This window comes from Streptosporangium sp. DT93 (genome assembly GCF_049844535.1).
GTDB lineage: Bacteria > Actinomycetota > Actinomycetes > Streptosporangiales > Streptosporangiaceae > Streptosporangium.
This window is the reverse complement of sequence record NZ_JBNCLF010000002.1, coordinates 450,673-477,455: the sequence shown is the minus strand read 5'-3', so window position 1 is coordinate 477,455 and position 26,783 is coordinate 450,673. Positions and strand designations below refer to the sequence as shown.

The 26,783-nt window shown below is 72.7% G+C and carries 23 protein-coding genes; 8 read left to right on the top strand and 15 right to left on the bottom strand.

Annotated elements, in window-relative coordinates; all coding sequences use genetic code 11:
- Nucleotides 1–13 precede the first annotated feature (13 nt).
- The 12 genes from ACLQ2R_RS07315 to ACLQ2R_RS07260 all read right to left on the bottom strand — a co-directional run bounded on the left by ACLQ2R_RS07315 (nucleotide 14) and on the right by ACLQ2R_RS07260 (nucleotide 12,409).
- Entirely contained in the window at nucleotides 14–1,471 is a 1,458-nt protein-coding gene (locus ACLQ2R_RS07315; protein ID WP_425958559.1) for an MFS transporter, read from the bottom strand.
- Nucleotides 1,468–2,706, bottom strand: coding sequence for an ATP-grasp domain-containing protein (locus tag ACLQ2R_RS07310; RefSeq protein WP_425958558.1), 1,239 nt, complete (start codon nucleotides 2,704–2,706; stop codon nucleotides 1,468–1,470). Before ACLQ2R_RS07310 ends, ACLQ2R_RS07315 begins: the two co-directional genes overlap by 4 nt.
- 1 nt (nucleotide 2,707) lies before the next feature.
- Nucleotides 2,708–4,084, bottom strand: coding sequence for a cation:proton antiporter (locus ACLQ2R_RS07305; protein ID WP_425958557.1), 1,377 nt, complete (start codon nucleotides 4,082–4,084; stop codon nucleotides 2,708–2,710).
- A complete protein-coding gene (locus ACLQ2R_RS07300; protein ID WP_425958556.1) occupies nucleotides 4,081–5,904 on the bottom strand; it encodes an ABC transporter substrate-binding protein in 1,824 nt (607 codons plus the stop codon). The genes ACLQ2R_RS07305 and ACLQ2R_RS07300 overlap by 4 nt, the downstream gene beginning before the upstream one ends.
- Nucleotides 5,901–6,302, bottom strand: a complete 402-nt coding sequence (locus ACLQ2R_RS07295; RefSeq protein WP_425958555.1) for a hypothetical protein — start codon at nucleotides 6,300–6,302, stop codon at nucleotides 5,901–5,903. Before ACLQ2R_RS07295 ends, ACLQ2R_RS07300 begins: the two co-directional genes overlap by 4 nt.
- Complete coding sequence (gene ddaH / locus ACLQ2R_RS07290) at nucleotides 6,299–7,147, bottom strand: dimethylargininase (RefSeq protein ID WP_425958554.1); 849 nt, start codon at nucleotides 7,145–7,147, stop codon at nucleotides 6,299–6,301. Before ddaH ends, ACLQ2R_RS07295 begins: the two co-directional genes overlap by 4 nt.
- Nucleotides 7,144–8,403: an ATP-grasp domain-containing protein gene (locus tag ACLQ2R_RS07285; RefSeq protein WP_425958553.1), complete on the bottom strand. Its 1,260-nt coding sequence runs from the start codon at nucleotides 8,401–8,403 to the stop codon at nucleotides 7,144–7,146. Before ACLQ2R_RS07285 ends, ddaH begins: the two co-directional genes overlap by 4 nt.
- Nucleotides 8,400–9,935 (bottom strand): class I tRNA ligase family protein, encoded by a 1,536-nt coding sequence (locus ACLQ2R_RS07280; RefSeq protein ID WP_425958552.1) that lies wholly within the window; start codon nucleotides 9,933–9,935, stop codon nucleotides 8,400–8,402. The genes ACLQ2R_RS07285 and ACLQ2R_RS07280 overlap by 4 nt, the downstream gene beginning before the upstream one ends.
- Entirely contained in the window at nucleotides 9,932–10,297 is a 366-nt protein-coding gene (locus ACLQ2R_RS07275) for a cupin domain-containing protein (RefSeq protein ID WP_425958551.1), read from the bottom strand. The genes ACLQ2R_RS07280 and ACLQ2R_RS07275 overlap by 4 nt, the downstream gene beginning before the upstream one ends.
- A gap of 30 nt (nucleotides 10,298–10,327) precedes the next feature.
- A complete protein-coding gene (locus tag ACLQ2R_RS07270) occupies nucleotides 10,328–11,626 on the bottom strand; it encodes a SidA/IucD/PvdA family monooxygenase (RefSeq protein ID WP_425958550.1) in 1,299 nt (432 codons plus the stop codon).
- Between the two features lie 74 nt (nucleotides 11,627–11,700).
- Entirely contained in the window at nucleotides 11,701–11,892 is a 192-nt protein-coding gene (locus tag ACLQ2R_RS07265; RefSeq protein WP_425958548.1) for a hypothetical protein, read from the bottom strand.
- A 148-nt stretch (nucleotides 11,893–12,040) separates the two neighbouring features.
- Nucleotides 12,041–12,409 carry a hypothetical protein gene (locus tag ACLQ2R_RS07260; protein ID WP_425958547.1) on the bottom strand — a complete coding sequence of 123 codons (369 nt, stop codon included), beginning with the start codon at nucleotides 12,407–12,409 and terminating at the stop codon, nucleotides 12,041–12,043.
- Nucleotides 12,410–12,660: 251 nt separating this feature from the next.
- Between ACLQ2R_RS07260 and ACLQ2R_RS07255 the strand changes: the two genes are divergently transcribed.
- The 5 genes from ACLQ2R_RS07255 to ACLQ2R_RS07235 all read left to right on the top strand — a co-directional run bounded on the left by ACLQ2R_RS07255 (nucleotide 12,661) and on the right by ACLQ2R_RS07235 (nucleotide 20,606).
- On the top strand, nucleotides 12,661–13,650 hold the full coding sequence (locus ACLQ2R_RS07255) for a LuxR C-terminal-related transcriptional regulator (protein WP_425958670.1): 990 nt from the start codon (nucleotides 12,661–12,663) through the stop codon (nucleotides 13,648–13,650).
- 179 nt (nucleotides 13,651–13,829) lie between these two features.
- Complete coding sequence (locus ACLQ2R_RS07250) at nucleotides 13,830–17,927, top strand: Pls/PosA family non-ribosomal peptide synthetase (RefSeq protein ID WP_425958546.1); 4,098 nt, start codon at nucleotides 13,830–13,832, stop codon at nucleotides 17,925–17,927.
- Nucleotides 17,928–17,959: 32 nt separating this feature from the next.
- Entirely contained in the window at nucleotides 17,960–19,252 is a 1,293-nt protein-coding gene (locus ACLQ2R_RS07245) for a M1 family metallopeptidase (RefSeq protein WP_425958545.1), read from the top strand.
- Nucleotides 19,253–19,349: 97 nt separating this feature from the next.
- Nucleotides 19,350–19,763, top strand: coding sequence for a DUF2809 domain-containing protein (locus tag ACLQ2R_RS07240; protein ID WP_425958544.1), 414 nt, complete (start codon nucleotides 19,350–19,352; stop codon nucleotides 19,761–19,763).
- A gap of 33 nt (nucleotides 19,764–19,796) precedes the next feature.
- Nucleotides 19,797–20,606 carry an Fpg/Nei family DNA glycosylase gene (locus tag ACLQ2R_RS07235; RefSeq protein ID WP_425958542.1) on the top strand — a complete coding sequence of 270 codons (810 nt, stop codon included), beginning with the start codon at nucleotides 19,797–19,799 and terminating at the stop codon, nucleotides 20,604–20,606.
- Nucleotides 20,607–20,801: 195 nt separating this feature from the next.
- Here ACLQ2R_RS07235 and ACLQ2R_RS07230 read toward each other — a convergent pair whose 3' ends face one another.
- Nucleotides 20,802–21,656, bottom strand: coding sequence for a tryptophan 2,3-dioxygenase (locus ACLQ2R_RS07230; RefSeq protein WP_425958541.1), 855 nt, complete (start codon nucleotides 21,654–21,656; stop codon nucleotides 20,802–20,804).
- A gap of 149 nt (nucleotides 21,657–21,805) precedes the next feature.
- Between ACLQ2R_RS07230 and ACLQ2R_RS07225 the strand changes: the two genes are divergently transcribed.
- Entirely contained in the window at nucleotides 21,806–22,231 is a 426-nt protein-coding gene (locus tag ACLQ2R_RS07225) for an Lrp/AsnC family transcriptional regulator (protein WP_425958669.1), read from the top strand.
- Nucleotides 22,232–22,309: 78 nt separating this feature from the next.
- Here ACLQ2R_RS07225 and ACLQ2R_RS07220 read toward each other — a convergent pair whose 3' ends face one another.
- Nucleotides 22,310–23,557, bottom strand: a complete 1,248-nt coding sequence (locus tag ACLQ2R_RS07220; RefSeq protein WP_425958540.1) for an alpha/beta hydrolase — start codon at nucleotides 23,555–23,557, stop codon at nucleotides 22,310–22,312.
- 28 nt (nucleotides 23,558–23,585) lie between these two features.
- Nucleotides 23,586–24,263 carry a GntR family transcriptional regulator gene (locus ACLQ2R_RS07215; protein ID WP_425958539.1) on the bottom strand — a complete coding sequence of 226 codons (678 nt, stop codon included), beginning with the start codon at nucleotides 24,261–24,263 and terminating at the stop codon, nucleotides 23,586–23,588.
- Nucleotides 24,264–24,383: 120 nt separating this feature from the next.
- Between ACLQ2R_RS07215 and ACLQ2R_RS07210 the strand changes: the two genes are divergently transcribed.
- Both ACLQ2R_RS07210 and ACLQ2R_RS07205 read left to right on the top strand, forming a co-directional pair.
- On the top strand, nucleotides 24,384–25,784 hold the full coding sequence (locus ACLQ2R_RS07210; RefSeq protein ID WP_425958538.1) for an MFS transporter: 1,401 nt from the start codon (nucleotides 24,384–24,386) through the stop codon (nucleotides 25,782–25,784).
- Between the two features lie 438 nt (nucleotides 25,785–26,222).
- The gene (locus tag ACLQ2R_RS07205) at nucleotides 26,223–26,780 is read left to right on the top strand and encodes a GNAT family N-acetyltransferase (RefSeq protein WP_425958537.1); all 558 of its coding nucleotides are present in this window, start codon (nucleotides 26,223–26,225) and stop codon (nucleotides 26,778–26,780) included.
- Nucleotides 26,781–26,783 lie beyond the last annotated feature (3 nt).

Sequence of the window (26,783 nt, the reverse complement as noted above, 5' to 3'; positions counted from 1 at the left end):
CGTGTCTCCCCGCTCACGTCGCCGGGGAGGTCGCGTCACGCGACCCGCCGGCCTTGTCGGGGGCGCTCGCGCCCGGGGCGCCCTGCGAGTCCGCGGGAACCGTGTCCAGGACGACCGTGCCCGGGGCGAGCGGGTCCACCGCGACCGTGTCCGGGTCGGCCCCGTCCGGTCCCGTGCCCGCCGTGGCGGTCCCGCCCGGGGGTGTCTTGTTCGGGTCCCGCATGCCGATCACGCCCGCCACGGTCGCGATCGCCGAGACCAGCGCGGCCCACAGCCACACCGAGCGCCCGACCTGGAACCACACCAGGGTGCCGATGACCGGCCCGATCGCGGTGCCGAGCCCGAAGACGCTCTGCATCGCGCCGATGTAGCGTCCGCGAAGGTGCTCGGGGCCCGCCAGGGCGGGGTAGGCGAACGTGGTGGGCCCGCCGATGATCTCCGAGAGCGTCCAGACCAGCGTGCCGAGCATGAACCAGATCGGCAGGGGCGAGATCGCGTAGATGGCGTAGCCGACCGAGACGAGGCCGAGGCCGAGCACCGCGGTCAGCCGGATCGGCCACTTCTGCACGACCTTCGTCATCGCCAGCTCGCAGGTGATGACGATGAGGCCGTTCAGCGAGACGGCCGCGCCGTACCACCACAGGCTGATGCCGGCGGCGGAGATGTCCAGCGGGAGGGTCGCCGTGTACTGGCAGTAGACGATGGAGGTGAGCAGCATCGCGACCAGGTAGACGCTGTAGCGCCAGTCGGCGAGCACGGCGAGGTAGCCGGTGCGCCCGCCCTGCCCGGGTGTCGCCTCCTCGGCCGCCACCGTCTTGGCCGCGGCGCGCGGGGCGCGCCTGGGCAGCGCGAACATCACGGTGACGCCGAAGATCAGCGCGGCCGCGGCCTCGCCCCAGAAGAGCGCGTTGTAGGAGACGGCCAGCAGCCCGGCGCCGATCAGCGGGGCGGCGGTCATGCCGAGGTTCAGACCGAGCCGGTACATCGCCGTGATCATCACGACCCGGTGCCTGGGCGTCAGCTCGGTCAGCATCGTCTGGGCCGCGGGCCGGTAGAACTGGCCGACCGTGCTGACCAGGAAGACCGCCGCCAGGAGCGTCGCGTAGTTCGGGGCGTAGAGGATGGACACGATCAGGACGGCCGAGCCGCCCATGCTGATCAGCGTGACCGCCCGGGCGCCGAGCCGGTCGGAGAGCGACCCTCCGGCCAGCGATCCCGCCACCGCACCGGCGCCGTACACGCCCAGCGCGAGCCCGGCCTGGGTGGCCGAGAAGCCCCGGTCGGTCAGGAACAGCACCAGGTAGATCTGGATGAACGCGGCCAGCTTGCTGATGAAGCCTCCGAAGAGCAGCGCCTTGACGGCGCGCGGAGTCTCCCGCAGGGTGACGAACACGCCGTCGTCCTGCGTGGGCGGTGCGGGGGGTGGGGGCGTCGGGGGCACGTTGCTCTCGTTCTCGATAACGGCGGTCATGCGGCTGCCTTCACCTTCAGGCCGGCCTCGGCCGCGTCCAGCGCGGCCCGGCACTCGTCGACGGTCGGGGATAGCGCGGTGGCGTAGGCGATACGCCCCCACAGGGTGCCCTTGGGCGGTGGTGAGACGGTGGCTCCCGCGGCGACCACCGGGACGACCCGGTCGATCTCCGCGGGCAGGCCGGTCTCGTCGAACGCGATCGACTCGATCGTGGTGTCGTCCTCGTCGACGTAGAAGAAACGCACGCCGCCGACGAGCTTGCGCTCGGGCGCGAGCGCGGGGGTACGGCCGCAGGCCACCGCGGCGGCGGCCAGGCCGGGGTCGATGCCGGTGGTGAGCAGCCCGAGGTAGGGGATCATGTCCCCGCCCAGGCGCGCGTTCACCTCGATGACGCGCAGTCCCCGGGAGGAGAGCTTGATCTCGGTGTGGGTGAAGCCGTCGGTGAACCCCAGCGCGGTGTGGGTGTCCTGCAGGACGCGGCGGAACTCCGCGTCCTGCAGGAGCTCGTCCTGGGCGTCGACGAAGTGGCCCACCTCCTCGCAGTAGGGCTCGTAGCCGAGGACCTTCCTGCCGAGGAAGAGCGGCGTCACCACGCCGTTCTGCACGACGGCGTCGACGCTGACCTCGGGTCCGTCGGCGAACTCCTCGACCAGGACGGGGATCTCGAACGTCGCCCCGCCGGGCACGTGCAGGTCGTGGACGAAGGCGAACCGCTCGGTCAGCTCGGCGGCGTCGTCGACCTTGATGACGCCCAGGCTGCCGCCGAGGCCGCGCGGCTTGAGGATGGCCGGGTAGCCGACCGTCTCGGCGGCGCTCAGGGCCTCCTCCAAGGTGGAGACGGCCAGCGACCTGGGCTGGGGGACGCCGAGCGCGTCGAGCGCGACGCGGGTGAGGTGCTTGTCGCGGCAGCGGCGCACCATCTCGGTGTCGCCGCCCGGCAGGCCGAGGGCCTGCGAGATGTGCGAGGCGGCCAGGATCGTGGCCTCGTCCCAGCACAGCACCCCGTGCACGGGCTCACGGGCGGTGAGCTCCAGCGCGGCGGCGGCCAGCGCGGGGCCGTCGCCCAGGTTCGCGACGACGGTCCAGCCGGTGACGTACTCCTTCTCCCAGCCGGGCTCGGCGGTCACCATGAGGTGGACGCGGTACTCGGTGGCGATGGAGCGCAGCAGGTACTCGCGGTAGTGCCTCATCCCCGTCGCGACCAGCAGGATCAGCGGTCTGGTGTCGGTGGTCATGTCACGCCTCCTTGGCGGTGGTCACGAGCTGCTTGTCGGAGGGGTCCTGGTCGGCGGTGCCCTGCAGGGTGTCGAAGAACTCCTCGCGGGCGGCCTCCTCCTCGGTGGGGTCGATCCGGGCGACCGCGTAGCGCAGCAGGGGCGGCGCCATCATCGAGGTCACGACCGCGACCAGGACGATGACCGTGTAGGACGCGGTGGTCAGGACGCCCAGGCGCAGGCCCACCATCGCGATGATGACCTCGATGACGCCCCGGGAGTTGAGGCCCGCGCCGAGCGCGAGGGCCTCCCAGCGGGTCCTGCGGGCGATGCGCGCCCCCAGGTAGGCGCCGGCGAACTTGGAGGCGACGGCGACGACCAGCACCACGATCCCGGCGACGAGCACGGGCGGGTCGGCCAGTTCCGTCAGGTCCATCCGCAGGCCCGCCGTGGCGAAGAAGATCGGTGCGAGCACCGCGGCGACGAGCGTCTGCAGGGGCGCCAGCCTGGCGACCTTCAGGTCGGGTGAGGAGCCGACGAGCGCGCCGCAGACGAACGCGCCGAGGATGGCCTCGAAGCCCATCGACTGGGTGGCGGCGGCCGAGAGCAGGATCATGGCGGCCACCGCGGCGATCGTGGTGGCGCTGCCGCCCCGGTCGGCGAGGCGCAGCACCCCGGCGACCACCCTGCGGCCGAGCAGGAGGGCCACGGCCACGATCCCGGCGAGCATCGCGACGGCGGTCAGCGCGGCCTGCCCGGTGCGGGCCCCGGCGGTGGCGAGCGCGGAGACCACCGAGAGCAGGAACCAGCCGGCCACGTCGTCGATGACCGAGCTGCTCAGGATGAGCTGGCCGATGTCGCGGTGCAGCAGGCGCATCTCCATCAGCACCTTGGCGATGACGGGGATGGCGCTGACGCAGAGCGCGACGCCCATGAAGAGCGCGAAGACGGTGGTGTCGACGCCTTCGGCGATCATCTCGGAGGGGGCCAGGTAGCCGAGCCCGACGCCGAGGACGAGCGGGACGATCAGGCCGAAGCCGCTGATCCAGGCGGCGCTCCTGCCCTGGCGGCGGATGAAGCCCACGTCCAGGTGCATGCCGGTGAGTCCCACCAGCAGCAGGACGCCGAGCTGGCCGACCGCGTCGATCATGTGGAATCTGGCCGGGTCGGCGGGCAGCAGCCAGGCCGAGAACCCGGGGGCGACGTTGGCGAGCAGCGAGGGCCCGATCAGGATGCCGGCGGTGAGCTCCCCCAGCAGGGCGGGCAGCCCGAACCGGACCGACAGACGTCCCAGGACGGTGGCCAGCGCCAGGAGCACACCGAGTTGCAGCAGCAGGACCATGAGGTTGTGGGCGGGGATGACGGCGACGGGAGCCGCGGCGATCGTCATGTGGGTCATTCGCCGTTCTCGACGTAGTACCAGTTCTCGGGGCTGATCATCCCGAAGGGGTTGATGGGCTCGAAGCCGCGGAGCTCGTTGGAGACCTCGAACAGCCGCAGGGAGAAGTTCGGGATGAAGATGACCGGGACCTGCTCGGCGATGTAGTCCTGGTACTCGTACAGCGCGGCGGGGTCGTCGCTGGTCAGGGTGCGGTCGATGAGCTCGTCGGCCCTGGGGTCGGTGTAGTGGCCGAAGTTGCCGCCGGCGTCGGTACGGAAGAGGATCTCGCCGCTCGGGTAGTGGTAGACCCACCCCCCGCCCCAGGTGCTGAGCTCCCACAGGCAGGGGCTGTCGGGCCCGGGGACGCAGGGCGCGTCCTCGGCCACCAGGACCGAGCCGTAGACCTCCTGCAGCCGCATCTCGATGCCGGCCTTGGCGGCGTCGTCGCGGAACTGCTCCATCAGGCGGGTCAGGGCGGGGCGGCCCTCGGCGTAGCGGAGGGAGAAGCTGAGCTTGGTGCCGCCGGGGATGCCCGCGCCGGCCTGGCCGGGGCCCTCGCCGGGGTTGACGCAGACGGCCGGCGTGGTGCTGGTGTCCCAGCCGTTGGCCTCCAGCAGCGCGCGGGCCCGCTCGGCGTCGAAGGGCAGGATCGGCGCGCCCTGCAGGGTGGGCGAGACCAGGTCGCTCACCGGGTAGCGGGGCACCGGGCCGTCCTGGCGGTAGGCGTAGCCGTGGTAGATGTCGCGGGCCGCCCGGTCCTGGTCGAGCGCGTGCTGCATCGCCTGCCGGATGTAGGTCTGGGCGAGCATCTTGCCGGCGACGGTGGGGTTGTTGTAGTTGAGCGGGATGTAGCGGATGCAGAAGGCCGCCTGCGGGACGAGCGTGTAGTTGTCGGCCAGCGGGTTGGGGCCGCCCTTGGTGGGGTCGTCGGTCGGCTCGGTGCTGAAGCTCAGCGGCAGGTAGCCGACCTGGATGCCGTCGGGGCCGCCGGGGCCCTGCAGCAGCTTCTCGTACTCCTCGCCGTCGGACATGAAGGGGACCTGGCGGAACTCGTCCAGGTGCGCCTTGTTCGGCCCGGAGTAGTGCTCGTTGGGGACGAAGGTGACGACGCCCTCCATGGTGTAGCTCTTCAGCCGCCACGGGCCGCTGACCACGCTCCACACCGGGCTGTCGGCCCAGTGCACCCGGTCGGAGTTGTCCTCCTCGACGACGCCGCCGTTCTCGGCCATCAGGAAGTCGTAGACCGCGGCGACGTTCTCCAGCCCGTAGGAGGCGTCCGAGGGGCCCTCGGCGGTGCGGTCCCACGCCTTGGGCATCGGGGTGATGGTGCTGAGCTGGTTCATCAGCACCCAGCGCTTGGAGTAGACCTTGTCGAAGGTGAAGTACACCTTGTCCTCGGCGAGCTTGCCGTAGGAGACCAGGTTGTCGGGGAAGCAGCCCGGGACGTACTCGCCGTAGCGCTCGCCCTTGACGGCCATCATGTGCACCCAGAACAGGACGTTGTCCGCGCAGATCGTCTCGCCGTTGGACCACTTCCACGGCTTGACGGTGACGGTGACGGTGAGGCCGTCCTCGCTCCACTCGGGGGGCTCGCCGATGCTGAGGTCGTGGTCGACCTCGGGGGTGCCGTGGGTGCCGAAGAAGTAGAGCGGCCGGTACATCAGGATCTGGAACTCGAGCAGGTTGCGGGTGCCGAAGCGCTCGGGCGGGGTGAACGGGAAGATGATGGAGGGCGGGAATCCGGGCGCGCAGGCCCAGGTCACCGTGCCGCCCTTCCTGGGCGTTCCGGGCTTCCCCTGCTCGTCGGCGTCCGGGCGGGCGATGGTGTTCAGGGTCATGTCCGGCTCTCTGTCGTGTGGTGGGCGGCGGCGGGCGCGGTGCGCGCCGCCTCGTCGAAGGTCGCGGGGTCGATCTCCTCCAGCAGGGAGACGCCGCTGCTCGCGTGGGCGCCGAAGCGCTCCCACGTCTCGTGCAGCAGGACGCGCCCGTCGGGGAGCAGTTCGGGGGTGCTGCGGCAGTGGCCCGACACGACGGAACCGGTGTCGAGGACCATGGTGTACGCGAAGTCGAGGGTGCCGTCGGCGGCGCAGAGCCCGGTGAGGCTCCCCCGGCGGGCGTGGCCGCCGGAGAACTCCCCCCACAGCAGGTCGCCGTCCTGGCGGTACAGCGCGACCGGGTGCCGCTCGCCGGAGGGGACGCCGCCGGTGGTGAAGCGGCGCCCGTTGTAGTCGATCACGATCGGGCCGCCCTGAGTTCGAGGGTGCAGCACTTGGCGCTGCCGCCGGACTTCAGCAGTTCGGAGAGCTCGACGCCGATGGGCTCGTAGCCGCGCTCGCGCAGCTCGCCCATCAGGTGGGTGGCCGCGGGCGGCAGCAGGACGTGGCGGCCGTCGGAGACGGCGTTCAGCCCGAACACCTCGGCGTCGGCCTCGTTCGCGATGATCGCGTCGGGGTACAGGACGCGCAGGACGCCCTGGCTCTCCCGGGAGAAGGCGCCGGGGTAGTACATGATCTGGTCGTGCCCGAGCACCGCGAGCGCGGTGTCGAGGTGGTAGAAGCGCGGGTCGACCAGCCGCAGTCCCGCCACCGGCATCCCGAAGAACCGCTCCGCCTCGCGGTGCGAGCGGATGTCGGTGCGGAAGCCGGTGCCGGCCAGCAGGTACCTTCCCGCCTGCAGGTAGTCGCCCTCGCCCTCGTTGACGTGGACCGCCTCGCGGGTCTGGTAGCCGCGGGAGCGGAACCACTCCAGGTAGGCGGGGCCCTCGGCGGCCCGCTCCTCGTGGCGGAACCTGGCCGAGAGCACCTTGCCGTCGACGACCGTGGCGCCGTTGGCGGCGAACACCATGTCGGGGTAGCCGGGCAGCGGCTCGATGAACTCCACCTGGTGGCCCAGGGCGCGGAAGGCGCGCACCAGGCCGTCCCACTGGAGCTTGGCCAGCGCGCCGTCGACCGGCTTGCCCGGGTCCATCCAGGGGTTGATGGAGTAGAAGACGTCGAAGTGGGTGGGCGGGCACATCAGGTAGCGGCGGGTGCGGGCGACGCGCAGGGCCGTCCGCGGCGCCTCCTCGGCGAGCTGGGTCACGACGCCTCCCCGTCCCGGTCGAACGTGACGTCGATCTTGGAGGCGTACTCCAGCATCGTCGCCCTGGCGTCCTCCAGAGAGGTGCCGGTGGTGCCCAGGAAGCCGAGGATGCTGTTGCCCTCCGGCGGGCGCCGGACGACGTCCCCGGGACTGGCGGTGATCTTGAGGAAGAACACCTTCTCGGACTCGGAGACCTCGGCCGGCACGTCGATCGCGGCGATGCGGCCCGCGTCGCACAGCAGGCACATCGCGGTGACGTGGACGCCGGTCGGCCGGTAGTGGCGCACCCTCGGCGCCGCGCCGCGGGCCACGTCCATGACGGCGCGGATCGGGTTGTGCGCGGCGGTGATCTCGGCGATGAGGTCCAGGCCGCCGCCGCCGGGCCTGATCGCGATCTCCAGCAGGTACGGCTCGCCCTCGTGGAAGCGGACCTCGGCGTGCAGCACGCTGTTGCGCAGCCCCTGGGCGCGCACCCCGGCCGTGACCACCCGGTGGACCGCGGCCACCTGCCCGGCGGTGAGCGAGGTCGGCGCGTGGTGCACGTCGTCGTCGAAGGTGCCCCCCTCGACGGTGATGCGGTCCACGATCGAGCCGAGGTAGACCTCCTCGTCCCAGGCCACGGCCTCGATGAGGAACTCCTCACCGTCGAGGAAGGACTCGACCAGCAGGCCGTGCGGGCCCAGGTCGAGGCCGTGCGCCTCCATCTCGAACCACGACATCCCCTCGATGCCGGCCAGGGCCCGCGGGAACAGCTCCTCCATCTCCGCGCTGTCGTCGATCTTGAACACGAAGTTGCTCGCGGCGCCCAGGGTGGGCTTGAGGATGACCGGGTAGCCGAAGTCGCCGGCGGCGCCGAGCGCCTCGGACAGCTCGGTGACGAAGCGGAAGTCCGGATGCGGCGCGTCGTGCCTGCGGTGCGCCTCGCGCATCAGCAGCTTGTTGCGGCTGGTCCTGGCCGCCTCGACGCCCACGCCCGGCAGCCCGAGGGCCTCGGCGACGGCGGCGACCGTGGTGACGGCCGACTCCGAGAAGGTGATGATCCCCTCGAAGCGCTCCTGCTCGTGCCACTGCTTGGCCTCGGTGATGAGGTCCTCGATGTTCTGGGAGCCTGCGACGCGGTAGCGGTCGGCGGGCCAGAAGTCGGGGGTGCCGATGCCGTTGAGCACGTAGAGGTCGGCGCCGTAGGCCTGTACCTGCTCGTAGCGGGAGCGGTAGTAGGTGGCGTTCTGTCGGGCTTCCAGGGCGAGGAGTTTCATCGGGGGCTCCGGGGCAGTCGCGGTAGCAGGAAGGCGTCGATCGTCTCGGCGGAGGTGTCGAGGGTGAGCTCGACACCGGCCGCCTGGGCCTCGGCCGCGACGTCGATGAGGATGGGGGCGGCGCAGGCGAGGAAGGCGCGCACCTCCATCAGGAGGTCACCGGGCTCGTCGCGCTCGGCGGTCAGCAGCCGCGAGAGCTGGGTGACGATGCCGTCCGCCGCCCGGGTCAGGCTGAAGGAGGACAGGCCGTAGCAGAGCCCGAACCGCTCGACGATCACCGCGGCCCGGCGGCGGCCGGCGGCGGTGACCTTGAGCTCCTCCCCCGGGTCGGTGACGAGGGCGTCGATGCGGTCGGCGAGCGCGTTCCACGGCTCGCGCAGCCGGTGGGCGGTGACCTTGTCGAGCCCCTCGCGGGTGAAGTTGGCCCGCTGGTCCTCCGGGCAGGTCAGGGCGAGGTAGAACCGGACGAGGTCGCGCGGCACCTCGGCGACCAGGTCGGCGCCGCGGATGAGGTGGCCCCGGCTGGTGGAGAACTTCTCGTTCTCCAGCTCGTAGAACTCGTTGCAGACGTTGGCGTCGGGGGTGAGGTAGCGGTCGCCGTGGGCCAGCAGCATGACCAGGTCGACCATGCCCCAGAAGTAGACGTTGTCGAACCCGTGGAAGTAGACGAGCTCGTTGTCGCTGCCGGCGCGCCAGGCCTGGTCGACGGGGCCCTCGGGCTCGCCGGCCGCCTTCCAGGTGCTGTAGATCGAGGCGGGCATCGCCTCGACCCACGGGTAGAGGATCTGGCCGGGCGTCTCGGCGAACGGGGCGTCGATCCCCCAGCCGGGCGACGGCACCGTGATCGGGATCTCCGGCAGCGGCCGGGCCAGGATCTCCCGGATGAGCTGCCTGGCGTGTCCCCTCCAGGTGTCCTCGCGGGCGGCGTAGTAGGCGACGAGCTCCTCGCGGTAGTTCTCCACCGGCAGGACCAGGACGCTCACCTCGCGCGAGGTCACCGGGTCGGAGGGGTCCAGGACCGAGCGCGGGTCGCCCAGGTCGTCGAAGTGGTTGGGGTGGCCGCAGCCCTCGCACGACCCGCCGCAGCTCTCGGTCAGGCAGGCCGGGCACTCGCCCTTGACCAGCCCGTCGAAGAGGTAGAGACCGGCGTTCTGCGCGTACGGCATGCGCACGGTCCGCAGCTCGAACCGGCCCTGCTCGTGCAGGGCGGTGACGAACTCCAGGACGGTCCGCCGGTAGACCTCGTCGACGGGCGGCAGCGGGGCCAGCGAGATGCCCATCGCCTCGACCGACCGCTGGATGGCGGCGGTGGAGGTCGCGCACAGCTCGGCCGGCGTGGTGCCGTGCCTGCCCGCCGTCGAGATCATGTACGACTGGCTGTCGTCGGTGCAGGTGTTGTAGTTGACGGTGCGGCCGCCCGCCCGCAGGTGGCGGGCGTAGACGTCGCCGGCGATGTAGGGGCCCGCCATGTGGCCGACGTGCAGGTCCCCGTTGGGGGTCGGCGTCGCGGCGATGACGATCGTCTGCGTCATCTCTCCTCCTGGTGGCGGCTCTCGAACGCGCGGGTCATGTCGTGGTCCCACCAGATGCCGTACATCTCGAAGATGCCGGTGCCGTCGTTGACGACGCGGTGGTTGGTGCCGGGCGGGAAGTAGGCGACGTCCCCGGCGGAGAAGGGGCTGCTCTCGCCCTCGCTCTCCAGGACGGCCTCGCCGGAGACGGCGATGAAGATCTCGTACTCGTGGTGGGCGTGCCGGGTCGAGGCGGTGCCGGGCGCGATGACGCACCAGGCGCCCTCGAACGGGGCGTTCATCGCGTCCCACGGCATCAGCCGCTTGGCGAGCAGGCCGTTGTCCTGGCGTAGCTGGGAGGGGTCGAAGGAACGGAGGTCCACGGGATGTCTCCTCGAAGGGTTCGGGGGGTGTCAGGAGGCGACCGGGAGCGCGAGCGGTGTCAGGAGCTCGGCGGCGGTGTTGGTCCCCTGGATGTCGCCGACGATCTCCTCCGCCCGGTTGGCCAGCGTGCTGAGCAGGGAGTCGGCGATGCCGTGGGTGTCCTCGTTGACGCCCTGCAGGTAGCAGGAGGCGCCCGAGCCCGCGGGCAGGGTCAGCTTGTAGAAGCGGTCGACACCGATCTCACCGAGGCCGGCCCCGACGGCGAGGTCGCGGATCAGCGTCGGCATCCGGCGGTCGAAGCCGGTGCCGAGCAGCAGGACGTCGCAGGGCAGCTCGGCGAGGACGCCGCTCTTCCTGTCGCGGAGGGTGAGGACGATCTCCTCGCCCTCGGTCCTGGCTCCGGCGATCTCGGTCATCGTGATCATCTGGATCCTCTCCCTTCCGGTGAGGCGCTCCAGGTAGATCTGCCGGTAGAGGCTCTCGAGCAGGCCGGGGGACAGGCCCGCGTAGTTGGTGCGGTGCATCTCGGACAGCAGCTGGCGGCGCGCGTCGGGAAGCGACCGGTGGAACTCGTCGACGAAGGAGGCGTAGAAGAGCTCGTTGGTGAACTTGCTGCTCTCGTAGCCGTTGAGGCCGATGGAGCGCATCACCATCGTGCACTCGGCGTTGGGCATGCTCTGGTGGGTGGCCCACAGCATCTCGGCCGCGCTCTGCGCGCCGCCGATGACGGCGACCCGGTGCGGGGCTGCGTGGTCCAGGCCGGCGATCTTCTGGCTGTACTCGGTGCTGTGGATGATCCGCTCGCGGGGGATCGCGTCGAACACCTCGGGGACGTGCGCGTCGCGGCCCGCGCCGACCACCAGGGTGCGGCAGCCGACGGTCGAGCCGTCGGCGAGGTGGGCGATCCACCGCTCGACGCCGCCGTCCTCGGCCATCACCGGTTCGACCCGCACGCAGCGCCGGCCGTACTCGATGCGCACCTGGGCGAGGGACTGCGCCACCCAGAGCAGGTAGTTCGAGATCTCCATTCTGTACGGGGTGAAACTGCCCAGGTTGACGAATTCGCTGAGCCTTCCCACGGAGTGCAGGTGGTTCACGAAGGAGAACCTGCTCTGCGGATTCCTCAGCGTGACCAGGTCCTTGAGAAAGGAGACCTGGCTCTGGGTCCAGGGCAGCAGCATTCCCCGCTGCCACACCACGTCCTCGTGCTGTTCTATGATCAGCGTTCTGGTGGCAAGTTCCGGAGCGAGCTCTTCGAGGGCCACGGCGAGGGCGAGATTGGACGGCCCTGCGCCGAGTGCGAGTAACTCGACTTCCTGGTGCTTCACGGTGGTCGCCTCCCGGACGACTTCTCGGGCGCGATGCCCGTGACGAATGGTCTTCTTGGTTTCTCCTGGTCGGCTCACTGCCAGCCGGCTCCACCGGCCGGGGCGAGGGCAGAGGCGAACGCGGTGAACGCGGTACCCCCGGTGCCCCCGGTGCCGGCGGTGCTCCTTCCCGGCACGGTCGCGGTCACGGCGGTGACGGTGGCGGAAGCAAAGGCAGCGGTGAGCGGGAGGACGCCGAGGGCGGTGGAGCGGAGCGTGGTACCCATTGTTCTTCTGTCCTTTCGGCCGACGATTCTCGGCGCCCTTTTCTCTGTTCCACGGGATTTATCCGAGTGACTTTCCGGAAATTTCCCGTTTCGTTCTTGCCCTTGATTCTTGGCCGATCGATGTGGGTCCGGGAAGGCCCAGGGGCTGTCAGCGCACTGCAATGGCAGGACGCTGACAGGCCTCCTCGTCGAAGGCGCCGAGGCGCCCGAGCGCGAGTTCCAGGTCGGTGCCGCACGACACCAGCGACCAGCCCGCGAGGCCGGGAAGGCCCCGCAGGCCGCGAAGGCACAACCGCGCCGCCGCGTCCTCGGACTCGTCGAGGGTGGGCCTGCGGATGAAGAGGCCGAGATGGATGCCGGCGGGGTGGTCCTCGCTGTAGATGTGCTCGATCCCGTCATCGGGCTCCGCCAGCGCCAGGAGGAGGCTTCGGAGCTCTCGCGCGGGCATCCGCCCGCCGGGCGGGGCCGGCGGGCCTTCGGTCTCGGGGGCGCGCAGGCGCGCGTTGATGAGATACATGTCACGACCGTGGTGCGCACGCGCCGAATCCACCAGGCGTTTCCCCTGGCAGGTCGGCGACGTGGCAGGATCATGCCACCCTCCTCGGCCCCGGGACGCCCTCCCGCAGGCCAGGGCGCCTCACCGGAGAGCCGGGCCGATCGCGTAACCCGGTCGTCACTGCCCCCCTCTAGCTTCAGGCTGTGATCGCCGTGGGCCCCGCCCATCGGATCGCGTCGCGGTCATGCTCGAACAGTGGAGGGGTCGTGCTCATGCTGCTTGGCATCGGGTCCGCCGAGGAAACCGTTTACCGCACCATCTTGGAGAACCCCTCCTACGGGGTGACCGAACTGAGCCTGGAGCTGGACTGGCCGGTTCCCCGGGTCCGCGCCACGTTGGACGAGCTGGCCAAGCTGTCGCTGCTGCGCCCCTCGTGGGAGGAGCCCGACGTCCTGCGCCTGGTACGCCCCGAGGTGGGACTTGCCGCGCTGCTGGCCCGCGAGGAGGCCGCGCTGCTGGCCAAGCAGCAGGAGATCGAGCGGAGCCGCACGGCCGTCGCCCAGATGATCGCGGCCTACGCCGACCAGAACACCGCCCGCCCGAGCGACGACTCCGAGTCGCTCGTCGGCATCGACACGATCCGCAACAGGATCGAGGAGCTGTCCGCCGACTGCCGGCAGGAGCTGCTCGGGTTCGAACCCAAGAGCGCCCAGACCCCGGAGAACATCCTGGCGAGCCGCCCGCTGGACGAGGCGATGCTCGGCCGCGGCGTGGCGATCCGCGTCATCTACCCCGACAGCGTCCGCAACGACCAGGCCACCGCCGGATACGCGACCTGGCTCACCGGCAGCGGCGGCCGGGTCCGCACCACACCCGTCCTCCCGCTCCGCATGCTCATCTTCGACGGGCGGACGGCCCTGCTGCCGACCGACCCCGCCGACAGCGGCGCCGGAGCGGTCCTGCTGCGCGGGGCGGGCGTCGTCGCCGCCCTGGTCGCCCTGTTCGAGCAGACCTGGGGGGCCGCCGGCCCTCTCGGCGAGGAGCGCAGGCGCGACGGGCAGGGCCTCAGCGACCAGGAGCGCGAGGTGCTGCGCCTGCTCTCCACGGGGCTGACCGACGAGGCGGTGGCCCGCAGGCTCGACGTCTCGGTACGCACCCTGCGGCGCGTCACCGCCGACCTGATGGAGCGGCTCGACGCCCGCAGCCGGTTCCAGGCCGGATACCTCGCGGCCTCCAGGGGATGGCTTCCCTCCTTCCCCTGACCCCGGCGCCCCGCCCCGGCTCCGTTCACGGCCGGTTCCCCCCGCGGCCGGCCGATCAGGTGTCATCAGCAGGAAAGCTCCCGTTCACCGACGTACACCCCCATGTCGGGAACGCGTTACCCCCGTGCGCGTAGGCTGTTCAGGGGCCGGAAGGGCCTCACGTCACATGGGGGAAGATCGTGAGTCCGTCACCAGCCGATACCGTCACGCCGTCGCGGGCGCTCCTGCCGGGAGGGACCGCGCCGCCGTCGAGGACGCTGCTGGACATCCTCGACGAGACCACGCGGCGCCACCCCCACGCGACCGCCCTCGACGACGGGCGGACCCGCCTGGACTACACCGGCCTGCGGGCCGAGGCCGGGCGGATGGCCGCGGAGCTGAGGGCCGCCGGGATCGGGCGCGGCGACCGGGTCGGCGTCCGTATCCCCTCGGGCACCGTCGGCCTGTACGTCGCGATCGTCGCGGTGCTCACCGCCGGGGCCGCCTACGTGCCGGTCGACGCCGACGACCCCGACGAGCGGGCCGAGCTGGTCTTCGGCGAGGCGCGGGTCCGCGCGGTCGTCGGCGACGGCGGCAAGATCGTCCCCCACGCCGGGAACGACCTCTTCCCGCCGGACGCGCCTGCTTCCGGCGCGAACGGCTTCAGCCGGGAACCCGAAACCACGGACGGCTCCGGCCGGGCGGCCGGGAACGCGAACGGCTCCGGCCGGGAACCCGAAGACGCGAACGGCCGCGACGGGCGGCCCCGGCCCCGGGAGCACCGCGACGGGCGGCCAGGCCCCGAGGACGACGCGTGGATCATCTTCACCTCCGGGTCCACCGGAAAGCCCAAGGGCGTGGCGGTCACCCATCGCAACGCGGCGGCGTTCGTGGACGCCGAGGCCGGGCTGTTCCTGATCCAGGAGCCCATCGGCCCCGGTGACCGGGTGCTGGCCGGGCTCTCGGTGGCGTTCGACGCCTCCTGCGAGGAGATGTGGCTGGCCTGGCGGCACGGCGGCTGCCTGGTGGCGGCGCCCCGGGCGCTGGTGCGCACCGGCATGGACCTCGGGCCGTGGCTGATGGAGATGGGCATCACGGTCGTGTCGACGGTGCCGACCCTGGCGGCGCTCTGGCCGGTCGAGACCCTCGACGACGTACGGCTGCTGATCTTCGGCGGTGAGGCGTGCCCGCCGGAGCTGGCCGAGCGGCTGGCCGTGCCGGGGCGGGAGGTGTGGAACACCTACGGGCCCACCGAGGCCACGGTGGTGGCCTGCGCGGCGCCCCTGACCGGGGAGGGGCCGGTGCGGATCGGGCTGCCGCTGGCGGGCTGGGACCTGGCCGTGGTCGGCGGGGACGGCGAGCCGGTGGCCATGGGCGACACCGGCGAGCTGGTCATCGGCGGCGTCGGGCTCGCCCGCTACCTCGACCCGGTCAAGGACGCCGAGAAGTACGCCCCGCTGGAGGCGCTCGGCTGGGAGCGCGCCTACCGCAGCGGCGACCTGGTGCGGGCCGAGCCGGAAGGGCTGATCTTCGTCGGCCGGGCGGACGAGCAGATCAAGCTGGGCGGGCGCAGGATCGAGCTGGGCGAGGTCGACGCGGCCCTGCGGGCGCTGCCCGACGTCGCCGGGGCCGCCGCCGCCGTCAAGACCACCGCCGGCGGGCACCAGGTGCTCGTCGGCTACGTCGTCCCCGCCGGAGAACCGGCCGTGGGAGCCGTCGCGGGTCCGGCCGAGGGACCCGGCGGGACGTCCGGTCAGGGACCCGGCGGGACGTCCGGCAGGGCGTCCGGACGGCCGTTCGACAGGACCGCGGCGGCCGAACGCCTCCGGCACACCCTGCCCGCCGCGCTGGTCCCCAGGATCGTCGTCGTGGACGACCTGCCGACCCGTACCTCCGGGAAGATCGACAGGGATGCCCTGCCCTGGCCGCCCCCCGGGGGACCCGTCGGGTCCGACGGCTCCGGCGGGTCCGTCGCCGCAGCCGTGCCGGACGTCGACGACTGGGTGGCCGGCCGCTGGCTGGACGTCCTCGGCGGCGTCGAGGGCGACTTCTTCGCCGAGGGCGGCACCAGCCTGGCCGCGGCCCGGCTGGTCGCGGCGCTGCGGGAGCGCTACCCGGCGGTCACCGTCGGCGACGTCTACGACAACCCGACGCTGTCCGCGCTGGACGCCCATCTGTCGGCGCTGGACGCGCCGGAGATCGTGACCACCGGCCGGACGGTCGCGCCGGTGCCGCGCCGCGCCGCGCTCCTCCAGGCCGCGCTGACCGTGCCGCTGCTGACGGTGGGCGCACTGCGCTGGGTGGTGGCGCTGGCCGCGCTGAACAACCTGGCCGGCCTGCCCTGGACCCCCGCCGTCTCCTGGTGGTGGGTCCTCGCGGGCGCGCTGCTGTTCGTCAGCCCGGCCGGGCGGATCGCGCTGGCCGCGGGCGGCGCCCGGCTGCTGCTGCGCGGCCTGCGGCCGGGCACCTACCCCCGGGGCGGTGGCGCGCACCTGCGGCTCTGGTTCGCCGAGCGGCTCTCCGAGCAGCTCGGCGTGGGCGAGGTGGCCTGCGCCCCCTGGCTCACCCACTACGCGCGGGCGCTCGGCGCCCAGATCGGCGACGACGCGGACCTGCACACAATGCCGCCGGTCACCGGCATGCTCAAGCTCGGCAGGGGCGCGGCGGTGGAGCCCGAGGTGGACCTGAGCGGGTACTGGATCGACGGCGACCGGGTGCACGTCGGCGAGATCAAGATCGGCGCCTCCGCCACGGTCGGCGCCCGCGCCACGCTGTTCCCCGGCGCGAAGGTCGGCAAGAACGCGCAGGTGGCGCCCGGTTCGGCGGTCGCGCGGCCGGTTCCCGCCGGGGAGCGCTGGGCGGGCGTGCCCGCCGGACGGGTCGGCAAGGCGCGTCCTCCGGCCGCCGCGCGGCCACCGCGCTCGCGGCTCTGGGCGGCCGGCTACGGATTGTCGGCCGCGGTGCTCTCCCTGTTCCCGGTGATCGCCGCGCTGCCGGGCCTGGCCGTGCTGCTGCGCGACGGCGCCCCCTCTCTCTTCTCCGTCCTGGCCGGCGTGCCGGTGGCGACGGTCGTCTCGGCGGCGGCCCTGGCCCTGCTGATCGTGGCCTCGGTGCGGCTGCTGTCGGCCGGGCTGCACGCCGGGCAGCACCCCGTGCACAGCCGCCAGGCCTGGCAGGCGTGGGCGACGGGCCTGCTGATGTCGATGGCGCGGGTCTGGCTGTTCCCCCTGTACGCCAGCACGATCACCCCCGCCTGGCTGCGCGCCCTGGGCATGAAGGTCGGCCGGGACGTGGAGCTGTCGACGGTGCTGGCGCTGCCGTCGATGACCTCCGTCGGCGACGGCGCCTTCCTCGCCGACGACACGATGGTGGCGCCGTACGAGCTGGAGGGCGGCAGGCTGCGCGTCGACCACGTGCGGATCGGCAAGCGCGCGTTCCTCGGCAACTCGGGCATGACCGCGCCGGGGCGCAAGGTGCCCAAGGACGGGCTGGTCGCGGTGCTGTCGGCGGCGCCCAAGAAGGCCAGGGCGGGCTCGTCGTACCTGGGGATGCCGCCGGTGGAGCTGCGCCGGGCGGCCGACGAGGGCGACCGGAGCCGCACCTACGACCCGCCGGCGCGCCTGCGGGTCGCCCGTGCCGCGGTCGAGGTGTGCCGCGTCGTGCCGGTGATGTGCACGGTGGCGCTGACGGTGCTGCTCGCCGCGTGGCTGGAGTGGCTGGCCGGGGCGTACGGCTTCGGGGTGGCGGCGCTCCTGTCCGGGGTGGGGGTGCTGGGCGGCGGGGTGCTGGCCGCCGTGCTCGCCACCGCGGCCAAGTGGGCGCTGGTGGGGCGGATCGCGGTGGGCGACCGGCCGCTGTGGAGCTCGTTCGTGTGGCGCAACGAGCTGGCCGACACGTTCGTGGAGGTGCTGGCCGCGCCGTGGTTCGCCCAGCGCTGGCTGGGGACGGCGCCACTGAACCTGTGGCTGCGCTCGCTGGGGGCGCGGGTGGGACGGGGCGTGTGGTGCGAGACCTACTGGCTGCCCGAGGTCGACCTGGTCGAGCTGGGGGACGGGGTGTCGGTGAACAGGGGATGCGTGCTGCAGACCCACCTGTTCCACGACCGGGTGATGAGCATCGATACTGTCGTCATGCGAGCCGGATCGACCCTGGGCCCCCACGGGGTGATCCTGCCCGCGGCGACGATCGGGGAGAACACCACGGTCGGGCCCGCCTCGCTGGTGATGCGCGGCGAGTCCGTGCCCGCCGGGACCCGCTGGTTCGGCAACCCGATCGCGGCCTGGACCAGGCGGAGATAGCGCGAGAAGACAGTGGAACGAAGGAAGCCGGCGTGGTTCTGAGCACGATCCCCCCGTTGTACTTCCCCATGCACGGCGACGACGGCTACCGGGTGGAGCACTACGACCTGACCCTGGACTACCGGGTGGGCACCAACCGCCTGGGCGGCGTGGCCACGATCTCGGCGGTGGCCCTGCGGCCGCTCACCCGGCTCACCCTCGACCTGGGCGTCTTCCGGGTGGGCGGGGTGACGATCGACGGCGCGCCGGTGCGGTTCACCCACCGCGGCGGCAAGCTCCACCTGTCGCCCGCCTCGCTGCGGGCCGGGCTGTTCACGATGGAGGTGCGCTACTCCGGGCCCCCGCGCCCGGTGACCAGCCACTGGGGCGGCCTGGGCTGGGAGCAGCTCACCGACGGCGTCATCGTGGCGGGCCAGCCCATCGGGGCGCCGTCGTGGTTCCCCTGCAACGACCGGCCCGACGACAAGGCCACCTACCGGATCACGATCACCACCGCCTCGGCGTACCAGGTGATCGCCAACGGGGAGCTGGTCTCCCGGCGGCAGGCCGCCTCGACGACCACGTGGGTGTACGAGCAGGCCGAGCCGATGGCCTCCTACCTGGCGAGCGTGCAGATCGGCCGCTACCGGCAGGCCGAGCTGGGCCCGGGGATGCCGCTGTTCTTCCCGGCCGGGCACGCCACGCGGGTGCGCCACGACTTCGCCCGGCAGGAGGCGATGATGGAGGTCTTCACCGAGCGGTTCGGCCCGTACCCGTTCGGCTCCTACACCGTGGTGGTGGCCGACGACGACTTGGAGATCCCGGTCGAGGCGCAGGGCATGTCGATCTTCGGGATCAACCACGTGGACGGCAGGCGCGGCCAGGAGCGGCTGGTCGCCCACGAGCTGGCCCACCAGTGGTTCGGCAACAGCCTGACGGTCTCCGACTGGCGCTGCATCTGGCTGCACGAGGGGTTCGCCTCCTACGCGGAGTGGGTCTGGTCGGAGAACTCCGGTGGCCCGTCGTCCGACGAGCACGCGCTCCGCTGGCACCGCAGGCTCTCGGCGCTCCCCCAGGACCTCGTGCTGGCCGACCCGGGCCCGCGCCACCTGTTCGACGACCGCGTCTACCACCGCGGGGCCCTGACCCTGCACGCGCTGCGCAGGACCGTCGGCGACGACGCCTTCTTCGCCCTGCTCCGGGAGTGGACCGCCGGGCACAGGCACGGGAACGTCACCACCGGGGCGTTCGTCGCGCTGGCCACGCGCCGCTCGCCGGTACCGCTGGACACGCTGTTCACCGACTGGCTGCACACCCCCCGCCTGCCACGCCTCCCCCACCCCTGAGCCGTACGGCGGCGGCCGTGATCTCCTTCGAGCCGTACGGCGTGGTCTGCGCGGCGTCTCCCGATCCGCCGTGGCGGGTGATCGCTATCGTGGGCGGATGCCGCCCGGCCACCGCACCCGCCTGCTCGCCGCCCTCGCCGCGATCCTGACCGTCGCCGCCGGGCTGACCGTCCGCGCGACCGCCGGCGGCTGGTTCGGCGCGTCCGCCGGCGACGCCCTCTACACCGTGCTGGTGTACGCGCTGATCGTGTTCGTACGGCCCCGGATCATCCCGGTGCGGGCCGCGTCCGGCGCGCTGGCCCTCAGCTGGGCGGTGGAGCTGGCCCAGCTCACCCCCGTCCCGGCCGCCCTGTCGGAGGTGAGCGTCGTGGCCAGGCTGGTGCTGGGCAGCACCTTCGGGGTGGCCGACCTGGTGGCCTACGCGGCCGGGGCCGTCCTGGCCTGGGCGGCCCACACCCTGTTCGGGCGGGGGCGGCGGCACCGGCCGGAGCGGGCGGGCGTTCCGTCCTGACCATCGCCGGGCGCGTCATATCCTGGCCGGACCATGCCTGAAGGACACGTGATCCATCGTCTGGCCCGGGAGCACCGGCGGGCCTTCGGCGGCCGGGAGGTGCGCGCGCGGAGCCCGCAGGGGCGCTTCGCCGCCGGGGCCCTGCTGATCGACGGGCGGGTGCTCACCGAGGCCGACGCGCACGGGAAGCACCTGCTGCTGGGCTTCGACGACGAGCGCTGGCTGCACGTGCACCTGGGGATCTACGGCAAGTACGCCTTCGGCCCGGCGCCCGCGCCCGCGCCGACCGGGATGGTGCGCCTGCGCCTCAGCGGCGACGAGGAGTACGCCGACCTGCGCGGCCCCAACACCTGCGAGCTGCTCGACCCGGCGGGGAAGAAGGAGCTGCACGCCCGGCTGGGGCCCGACCCGCTGCGCGCGGACGCCGACCCCGGGCTCGCCTGGCGGCGGATCGGCCGGAGCCGGGCCTCCGTCGGGATCCTGCTGATGGACCAGTCGGTCGTGGCGGGGGTGGGGAACATCTACCGGGCCGAGGCGCTGTTCCGGCAGGGGATCGCCCCCTCGCGGCCGGGCAGGGACCTCACGCGGGGCCGGTGGGAGGCCCTGTGGGCGGATCTGGTGGCGCTGATGGCCGACGGCGTCCGGGTGGGCCACATCGACACGGTCAGGCCGGAGCACACGCCCGAGGCGATGGGCCGCCCGCCCCGGGTCGACGGCCACGGCGGCGAGGTCTACGTCTACCGGCGCGCGGGCATGCCGTGCCACCTGTGCGGCACCGAGATCCGCACGGAGGTCCTCACCGGGCGCAACCTCTTCTGGTGCCCGGTCTGCCAGACCGGCTGACGTCGCCGAGGGCGCGGATCCGCCGATCTCCGGCCGGACGTCAAGGTCACCCGGCCTCGACGGTTCCGACGGGCTTCGGCCGGACGTCAAGGTCACCCGGTCTCGGCGGTTCCGGCGGTCCTCGGCCGGGCGGCACGGTGACGGGGACCGGCAGGTCCCCGTCCCGGCCGCGCGGTCATCCGGGCCGGGAGGGCCTCACATGAGGGTGCGGGCCGTCCAGAGCTCGGGGAAGATCTCCCGCCGCATGCTCCGCTCCAGCCAGCTCAGGCCGCTCGACCCGCCCGAGCCCGGCTTGGCCCCCATCGAGCGCCGTACCGCCATCAGGTGCCGGTAGCGCCAGTCGGAGAACTGCTCGGCCAGGTCGGTCAGGGCCTCGGCCAGCGGCGCGAGCGGCCCGTTGTAGACCTCGACCCAGGCCGCCTCGATCTCGGGGGTGGCCTCGTACTCCGCGGTCAGGTCGCGCTCCAGCACGGACGCGGGAATCGCGTACCCTTGACGGGCGAGCAGGGCGAGGACCGAGTCGTACAGGCTCGGCCGCCGCAGCGCCTCCGTGAGCTCCCGGTGCGCCTCGGGGTTGCGGCGGTGCGGCCGGATGAGCGCCTCGGACTTGTTGCCGAGCAGGAACTCCACGTGGCGGTAGAGCGCGGACTGGAAGCCTGACCCCTCGCCCAGGGCGTCGCGGAAGGAGTTGAACTGCGCCGGGGTCATCCAGCTCAGCGCGGCCCAGGCGGCGTTGAGCGCCTCGAAGTGCCGGACCGTCCGCTTGACCGTGAGCGTCGCGGCGGTGACGTCGTCGTCGTCGAGCTGGCGCTGGGCCACGAGCCATTCCGAGCGGAGCAGGCCGAAGTACAGCTCCATCACCTGGGTGGTGACCAGGAACGCCAGCTCCTCGGGAACGTCGGTGACGGTTCGCTGGAGCCCGTGCAGCGCGGCGGTTCCCACGTACTCGTCGTAGGGGGTCTGGGACTCGAAGCCGAGCGTCGGCAGCCCCTCGTTCCCCTCGGCCCGTGCCCTTCTGTCCTCTTCGGTGAGCTGCTTGATCCCGGTCATCGCTCCTCCTTCGTCTGTACACCTCCATGGTGCGCCGTATCGGTCACTACGGAAATAATGGAAGAAAGGTGATTATCGAGATAGGCCTTCGGAACGCAAGGCATCGAGCGGATCAAGTTACGACGTGACGGAGCGTGATCGTGGACACCATGGACTGGGCCCTGCTGGCCGAGCTGCAGGACGACGCGCGCCTGTCGTACAGCGAGCTCTCCCGGCGGGTGCACCTGTCGGCCCCGGCGGTGGCCGAGCGGGTGCGGCGGCTGGAGGAGACCGGGGTGATCACCGGCTACCACGCGCGGGTCGACGCGGCGCGGGCCGGGCGCGGGGTCGCCGCCCTCATCAGGATGTCGTGCTACGGCCCCCGCTGCGTGCTCCGCGACGAGCAGGCGCTGGCCTGGCCGGAGATCCTGGAGGTGCACCGGGTGACCGGCGACACCTGCTGCCTGCTCCGGGTGGCCGCCTCCTCGATGGCGGCCTTCGAGGAGATGATCGACCGCCTGGCCCCGTACGGGCACCCGTCGAGCATGATGGTGCTCTCCAGCCCCGTGCCCTGGCGGCCGCTCTCCGCCGGCTGACACGGCCGGGAGGGCCGGGGCCGGTCAGGCCGTGATCCGTCGGGCCGAGGCGACCGGGACGTGCCGGACCGGGGTGGGTCAGGCGGGACGGGTCGTCACCGCGTCGGCGACGGCCCCGGCGGTCGCCCGCCAGATCGGCGAGCCGGGATCGATGACGTCGAAGTGATCACCTGACATCTCCAGGTAGGTCACCTCGTCCCCCGCCTCCCGCGCGGCCCGCGCGTAGCGGCGGCCGAAGTCGACCAGGTCCAGGTCGTCCCCGCCCCCCTGCACGACGAGCTGGGGCACGCCCAGCGGCAGGCGCTCCAGCGGCCCGGATCGCGCGTAGACCTCGGGTGCCCCGGTGACGGATCCGCCGAGGGCGGTGGCCACCGCCCCGGAGCCCATGTGCCTGCGGTCCCCCTCGGCCAGGTCCAGCACCCCCGCCAGCGAGACGGCGAGGGTGATCCGGTGGTCGTCGGCGGCGGCGCGCAGCGCGAGCTGCCCGCCCGCGGAGTGGCCGATCACCACCAGGGGGCCGCCCGCCTCCCGCGCCGCCGCGGCCACGCCCCGCGCCACGTCCCGGGTGGTGGCCGCCCAGCCGTGCGCGTCGGGGCGGCGGTACTCGAGGTTCCAGGTGGAGAACCCCCGCCCGGCCAGGTCCACGGCGAGCGCGTCCATCAGGTCCGCGCCCCAGATCGAGCGCCAGAAGCCGCCGTGCAGCAGCACCGCCACGGGAGACGTGCCCGCGAGCGGCGCCGCCCCGGACGACGGCTCCACGGCGTCGTCCACGACGTCGTCCACGACGTCGTGCGGCGGGCGTACCTCGGCCCACTGGTCGGGGTGGTCGCCGTAGGCGACCCGGCGCGCGGGGTGCCGCAGCCGGTGCACGGCGTGCCTGATCGCCCAGGTCAGCCCCCAGACGCCCCGGCCGTGCAGGTAGGGGCCCTTCGCGTCCGCCGTGCCGGCCGCACCGGACGCGGGGGGCACGCCCGGCGCCGAGGGCGTGCCGGAGGCCGAAGGCCGGGCAGGCGCGGGGGACGGGGCGGGCGCGGGGAGCGGGGCGGGCGCGGGGGGCGGGGTCTCGGAGCGCGTCAGGTCGAGCCAGACCGCCTCGGGGCGCTCGGCGCGCAGCGCCCGGGCCCGCGGGTCCGGGCCGGGCAGGACGACCAGGGCGCCGGGAGCCTCCAGGGCCGCCCGGAAGGCGGGCAGGTCCGGGGCCGCGGACAGCTCCCCGCCGACGCCGAGGGCCGCGAACTCCCGGTCGGCCACCTCGGTGAGCAGGCGGAGGTCGGCGACCAGACCGGGACCGGTGACCACCAGGACGTGCGGGTCCGGAGGAATCATCCGCTCATTCTGCCCCATCACACGATGATTACGGCTCGGGGATGTATGCCCGTACGAGCAGTTCCTCGGCGTCGTTCAGGTAGTTCTCCAGCGCCCGCTCGGCCTCGGCGGTGCGCCCGCCCTCGATGAGCTCGACCAGCTCCAGGTTGCGGGCCACGAAGGGCTCGTGGAAGGAGCGCGGGTTCCTCATGACGTGGAAGACCAGCCGCAGCTCGGCCAGCAGCTGGCGCATCGTCTCGTTCAGCCGCGGGCTGCCGTTCAACGCGGCGAGGTTCTGGTGGAAGCGGATGTTGGCCGTCCCGACGTCCTGCCAGCGCCCCTCCCCGGCGGCGAGGGAGGCCTCCGACACCGCCTCCTTGATCATGGCCAGGGCCGCGGGCGTGACGTTCGCGCCGGACCGGACCGCGGCGCCCTCGATCACCCTGCGCACCCGGTAGATGTCGGCCACGTCCTCGGCCGACAGCACGCGGACGAACACCCCCCGGTTGAGCCGGTGCTCCAGCAGCCGTTCGTGCCCGAGCAGCCGGAACGCCTCGCGCAGGGTGTTGCGCGAGACCTCCAGCACGGCGCCGATGCTCTCCTCCGACAGCCGCTCGCCCGGGACGAAGGAGCCGTCGGCGATCCGGTCGCGGAGGATGTCGGCGACCTTCTCGGCGGTGCTGCTGCGCCCGAGACGCCCCCGGTCGTGCCGCAGTGCGGCGGCCACGTCTTCCACGGTCCCAAGAAATCATGAAACAAAAGTCTTGTCGAATTGTTCAACGATTCTTATGTTGAAGGAACCCGGTGGAAGCCGTCCCCGGGTGACGCCTCCCCTCAAGGAGTACACGTGACGGCGACATCCCAGACCAGGCGGGTCATCGCGGCCGCCCTGGTCGGCACCTCCCTGGAGTGGTACGACTTCTTCCTCTACGGCTCGGCGGCCGCCCTGGTCTTCAACAAGCTCTTCTTCCCCACCTTCGAGCCGCTGACCGGCACGCTGCTCGCCTTCCTCACGTACGCGACCGGCTTCGTCGCGCGGCCGCTCGGCGGCATCGTGTTCGGCCACTTCGGCGACCGCATCGGCCGCAGGAACGTGCTGGTGGCGACGTTGCTGCTGATGGGCGCGGCGACCTTCGCGATCGGCCTACTGCCCGGCTACGCCACCCTCGGGGTGGCCGCCCCGCTGCTGCTCACCGCCCTGCGCTTCCTCCAGGGGCTCGGCCTGGGCGGCGAGTGGGGCGGGGCGGTGCTGATGTCCATCGAGCACGGCGACCCCCGCAGGAGCGGGTTCAACGCGAGCTGGCCCCAGGTCGGCGTGCCCGCGGGGAACCTGCTGGCCGCCGGCGTGCTCGGGATCATGTCCGCCACCCTGTCCGAGGAGGCGTTCCTGTCGTGGGGATGGCGGGTGCCGTTCCTGCTCTCGGGGGTGCTGGTGGTCGTCGGGCTCTGGATCCGCCTGCGGATCGTGGAGTCCCCGCTCTTCGCCCGGGTGGAACGGGCGGGCGCGAAGGCGCGGATGCCGCTGGTGGAGGTGCTGCGCACGCACCCGCGCGCACTGCTGTCCGCGGGCCTGTCCCGCATCGGGGTGGACGTCGCCTTCTACACCTTCGTGACCTACATCCTCGCCTACGTGACCGGCCCCCTCGGGCTGGAACGCGGGGTCGCGCTGAACGCGGTGCTGATCGGCTCGGTCTTCCAGCTCTTCCTGATCCCGCTGTTCGGCGCGCTGTCGGACCGGGTCGGCCGCCGGCCGGTCTACCTGGCGGGCGCGACCGGGGCCGCGGTCTGGGTGTTCGCCTTCTTCCCGCTGCTGGACACGAGATCCTTCCCGCTGATCACGCTGGCCTCGGTGGTGGCGCTGGCCTGCCACGCCGCGATGTACGGCCCGCAGGCCGCCTTCATCGCCGAGCTGTTCAGCACCCGGCTGCGCTACAGCGGCGCCTCCATGGGCTACCAGGTCGCCGGGATCTTCGGGGGCGCGCCCGCCCCGATCATCGCGATCTGGCTGTTCGACCGGTTCGGCGGCACCGTCGCCGTCTCGCTCTACGTGGTCGCGGCACTGGCCGTCACCGCGGTGGGCCTGGCCATGGCCCCCGGCCCGCGCGACGACGCACCGCACGACGGTGCTCCGCGACCACGTGACGTCGGCCTCCCCGGCGCCCCGGGCGACCTGGGCGGCGCGGGCGGCGCGGGCGACCCGGGCGGCGACCCGGGAACGCGTACGGGGACCGCTTCCCGGGAAGCCTGACCTCGCGCGGGTCCCCCTCCCCGGGGGATCCGCGCGAGCGACCGGGCTCCGGACCGCTCCCCCTCCCGCGCCCCGGTTCCTCCCCTTCCCGCACCGCCCCCTGCCGGCACCTCCCGCCGCCGCCCTCCTTCACGACCTTCCCGACGCGCCGAACCCTCCGGTCCATCCGGCCCGCGAACCCGCCACGAAGGAGACCCGGACGGGCGGTGGCGAAGGACGGCCATCCCCGCCATCGCCCCCCGGCCCTCGCCCCCCGGCCCTCGTCCCCGGCCCCCGGCCCCCGGCCCCCGGCCCAGAGATGATCGACATGAGGGACCGCGGCGCACCCGAGGCCCTGGGCAGCCACCGAAGTATCCGTATAAGATCACTAAATGATGGTATGTCCGCTTGGCGGGACGATCTCCGGCCGTGGAATCCCCGAGACGCCGGTACCCGCGTATGCGCTCCGTTGAGATCACCGGCAAGAGGCTTCGGCTACGTGAGGTCACCATCGACGACGTGGACGCCCTTCACGCGGTCTACGGCGACCCCACCGCCACCGAGCATCTGCCGTTCGACCCCCGTACCCGCGAGGAGGTCGAGGAGACGATCGTCGAGGCGATGAACGCGCGGACGGCCGAGCCCCGGCTGCTCTACGTGCTGGTGGTGACCGGCCTCGACGACGGGGACGCCTTCGGGGTCGCCCGCCTGCACATCGAGGCCGACCACCCGCACAGCGCGGAGATCGGCCTCGGCCTGCGCCCCGACCACTGGGGCCGGGGCATCGGCACCGACCTGATCCGGCTGATCCTCACCTTCGGCTTCCGGGACCTGCGCCTGCACCGCATGTGGGGCGCCCGCTCCCCGGCCAACACCGCCGCCCAGCTCGCGATGCTGGTCGCCGGGATGGTCGAGGAGGGCAGGATCAGGCACCACGTCCGGGCGCGCGGGGCCTGGCGCGACTCCGTCGTGCACTCGGCGCTGGAGGACGAGTGGGAGGGCCACCGCGACGTCTGACAG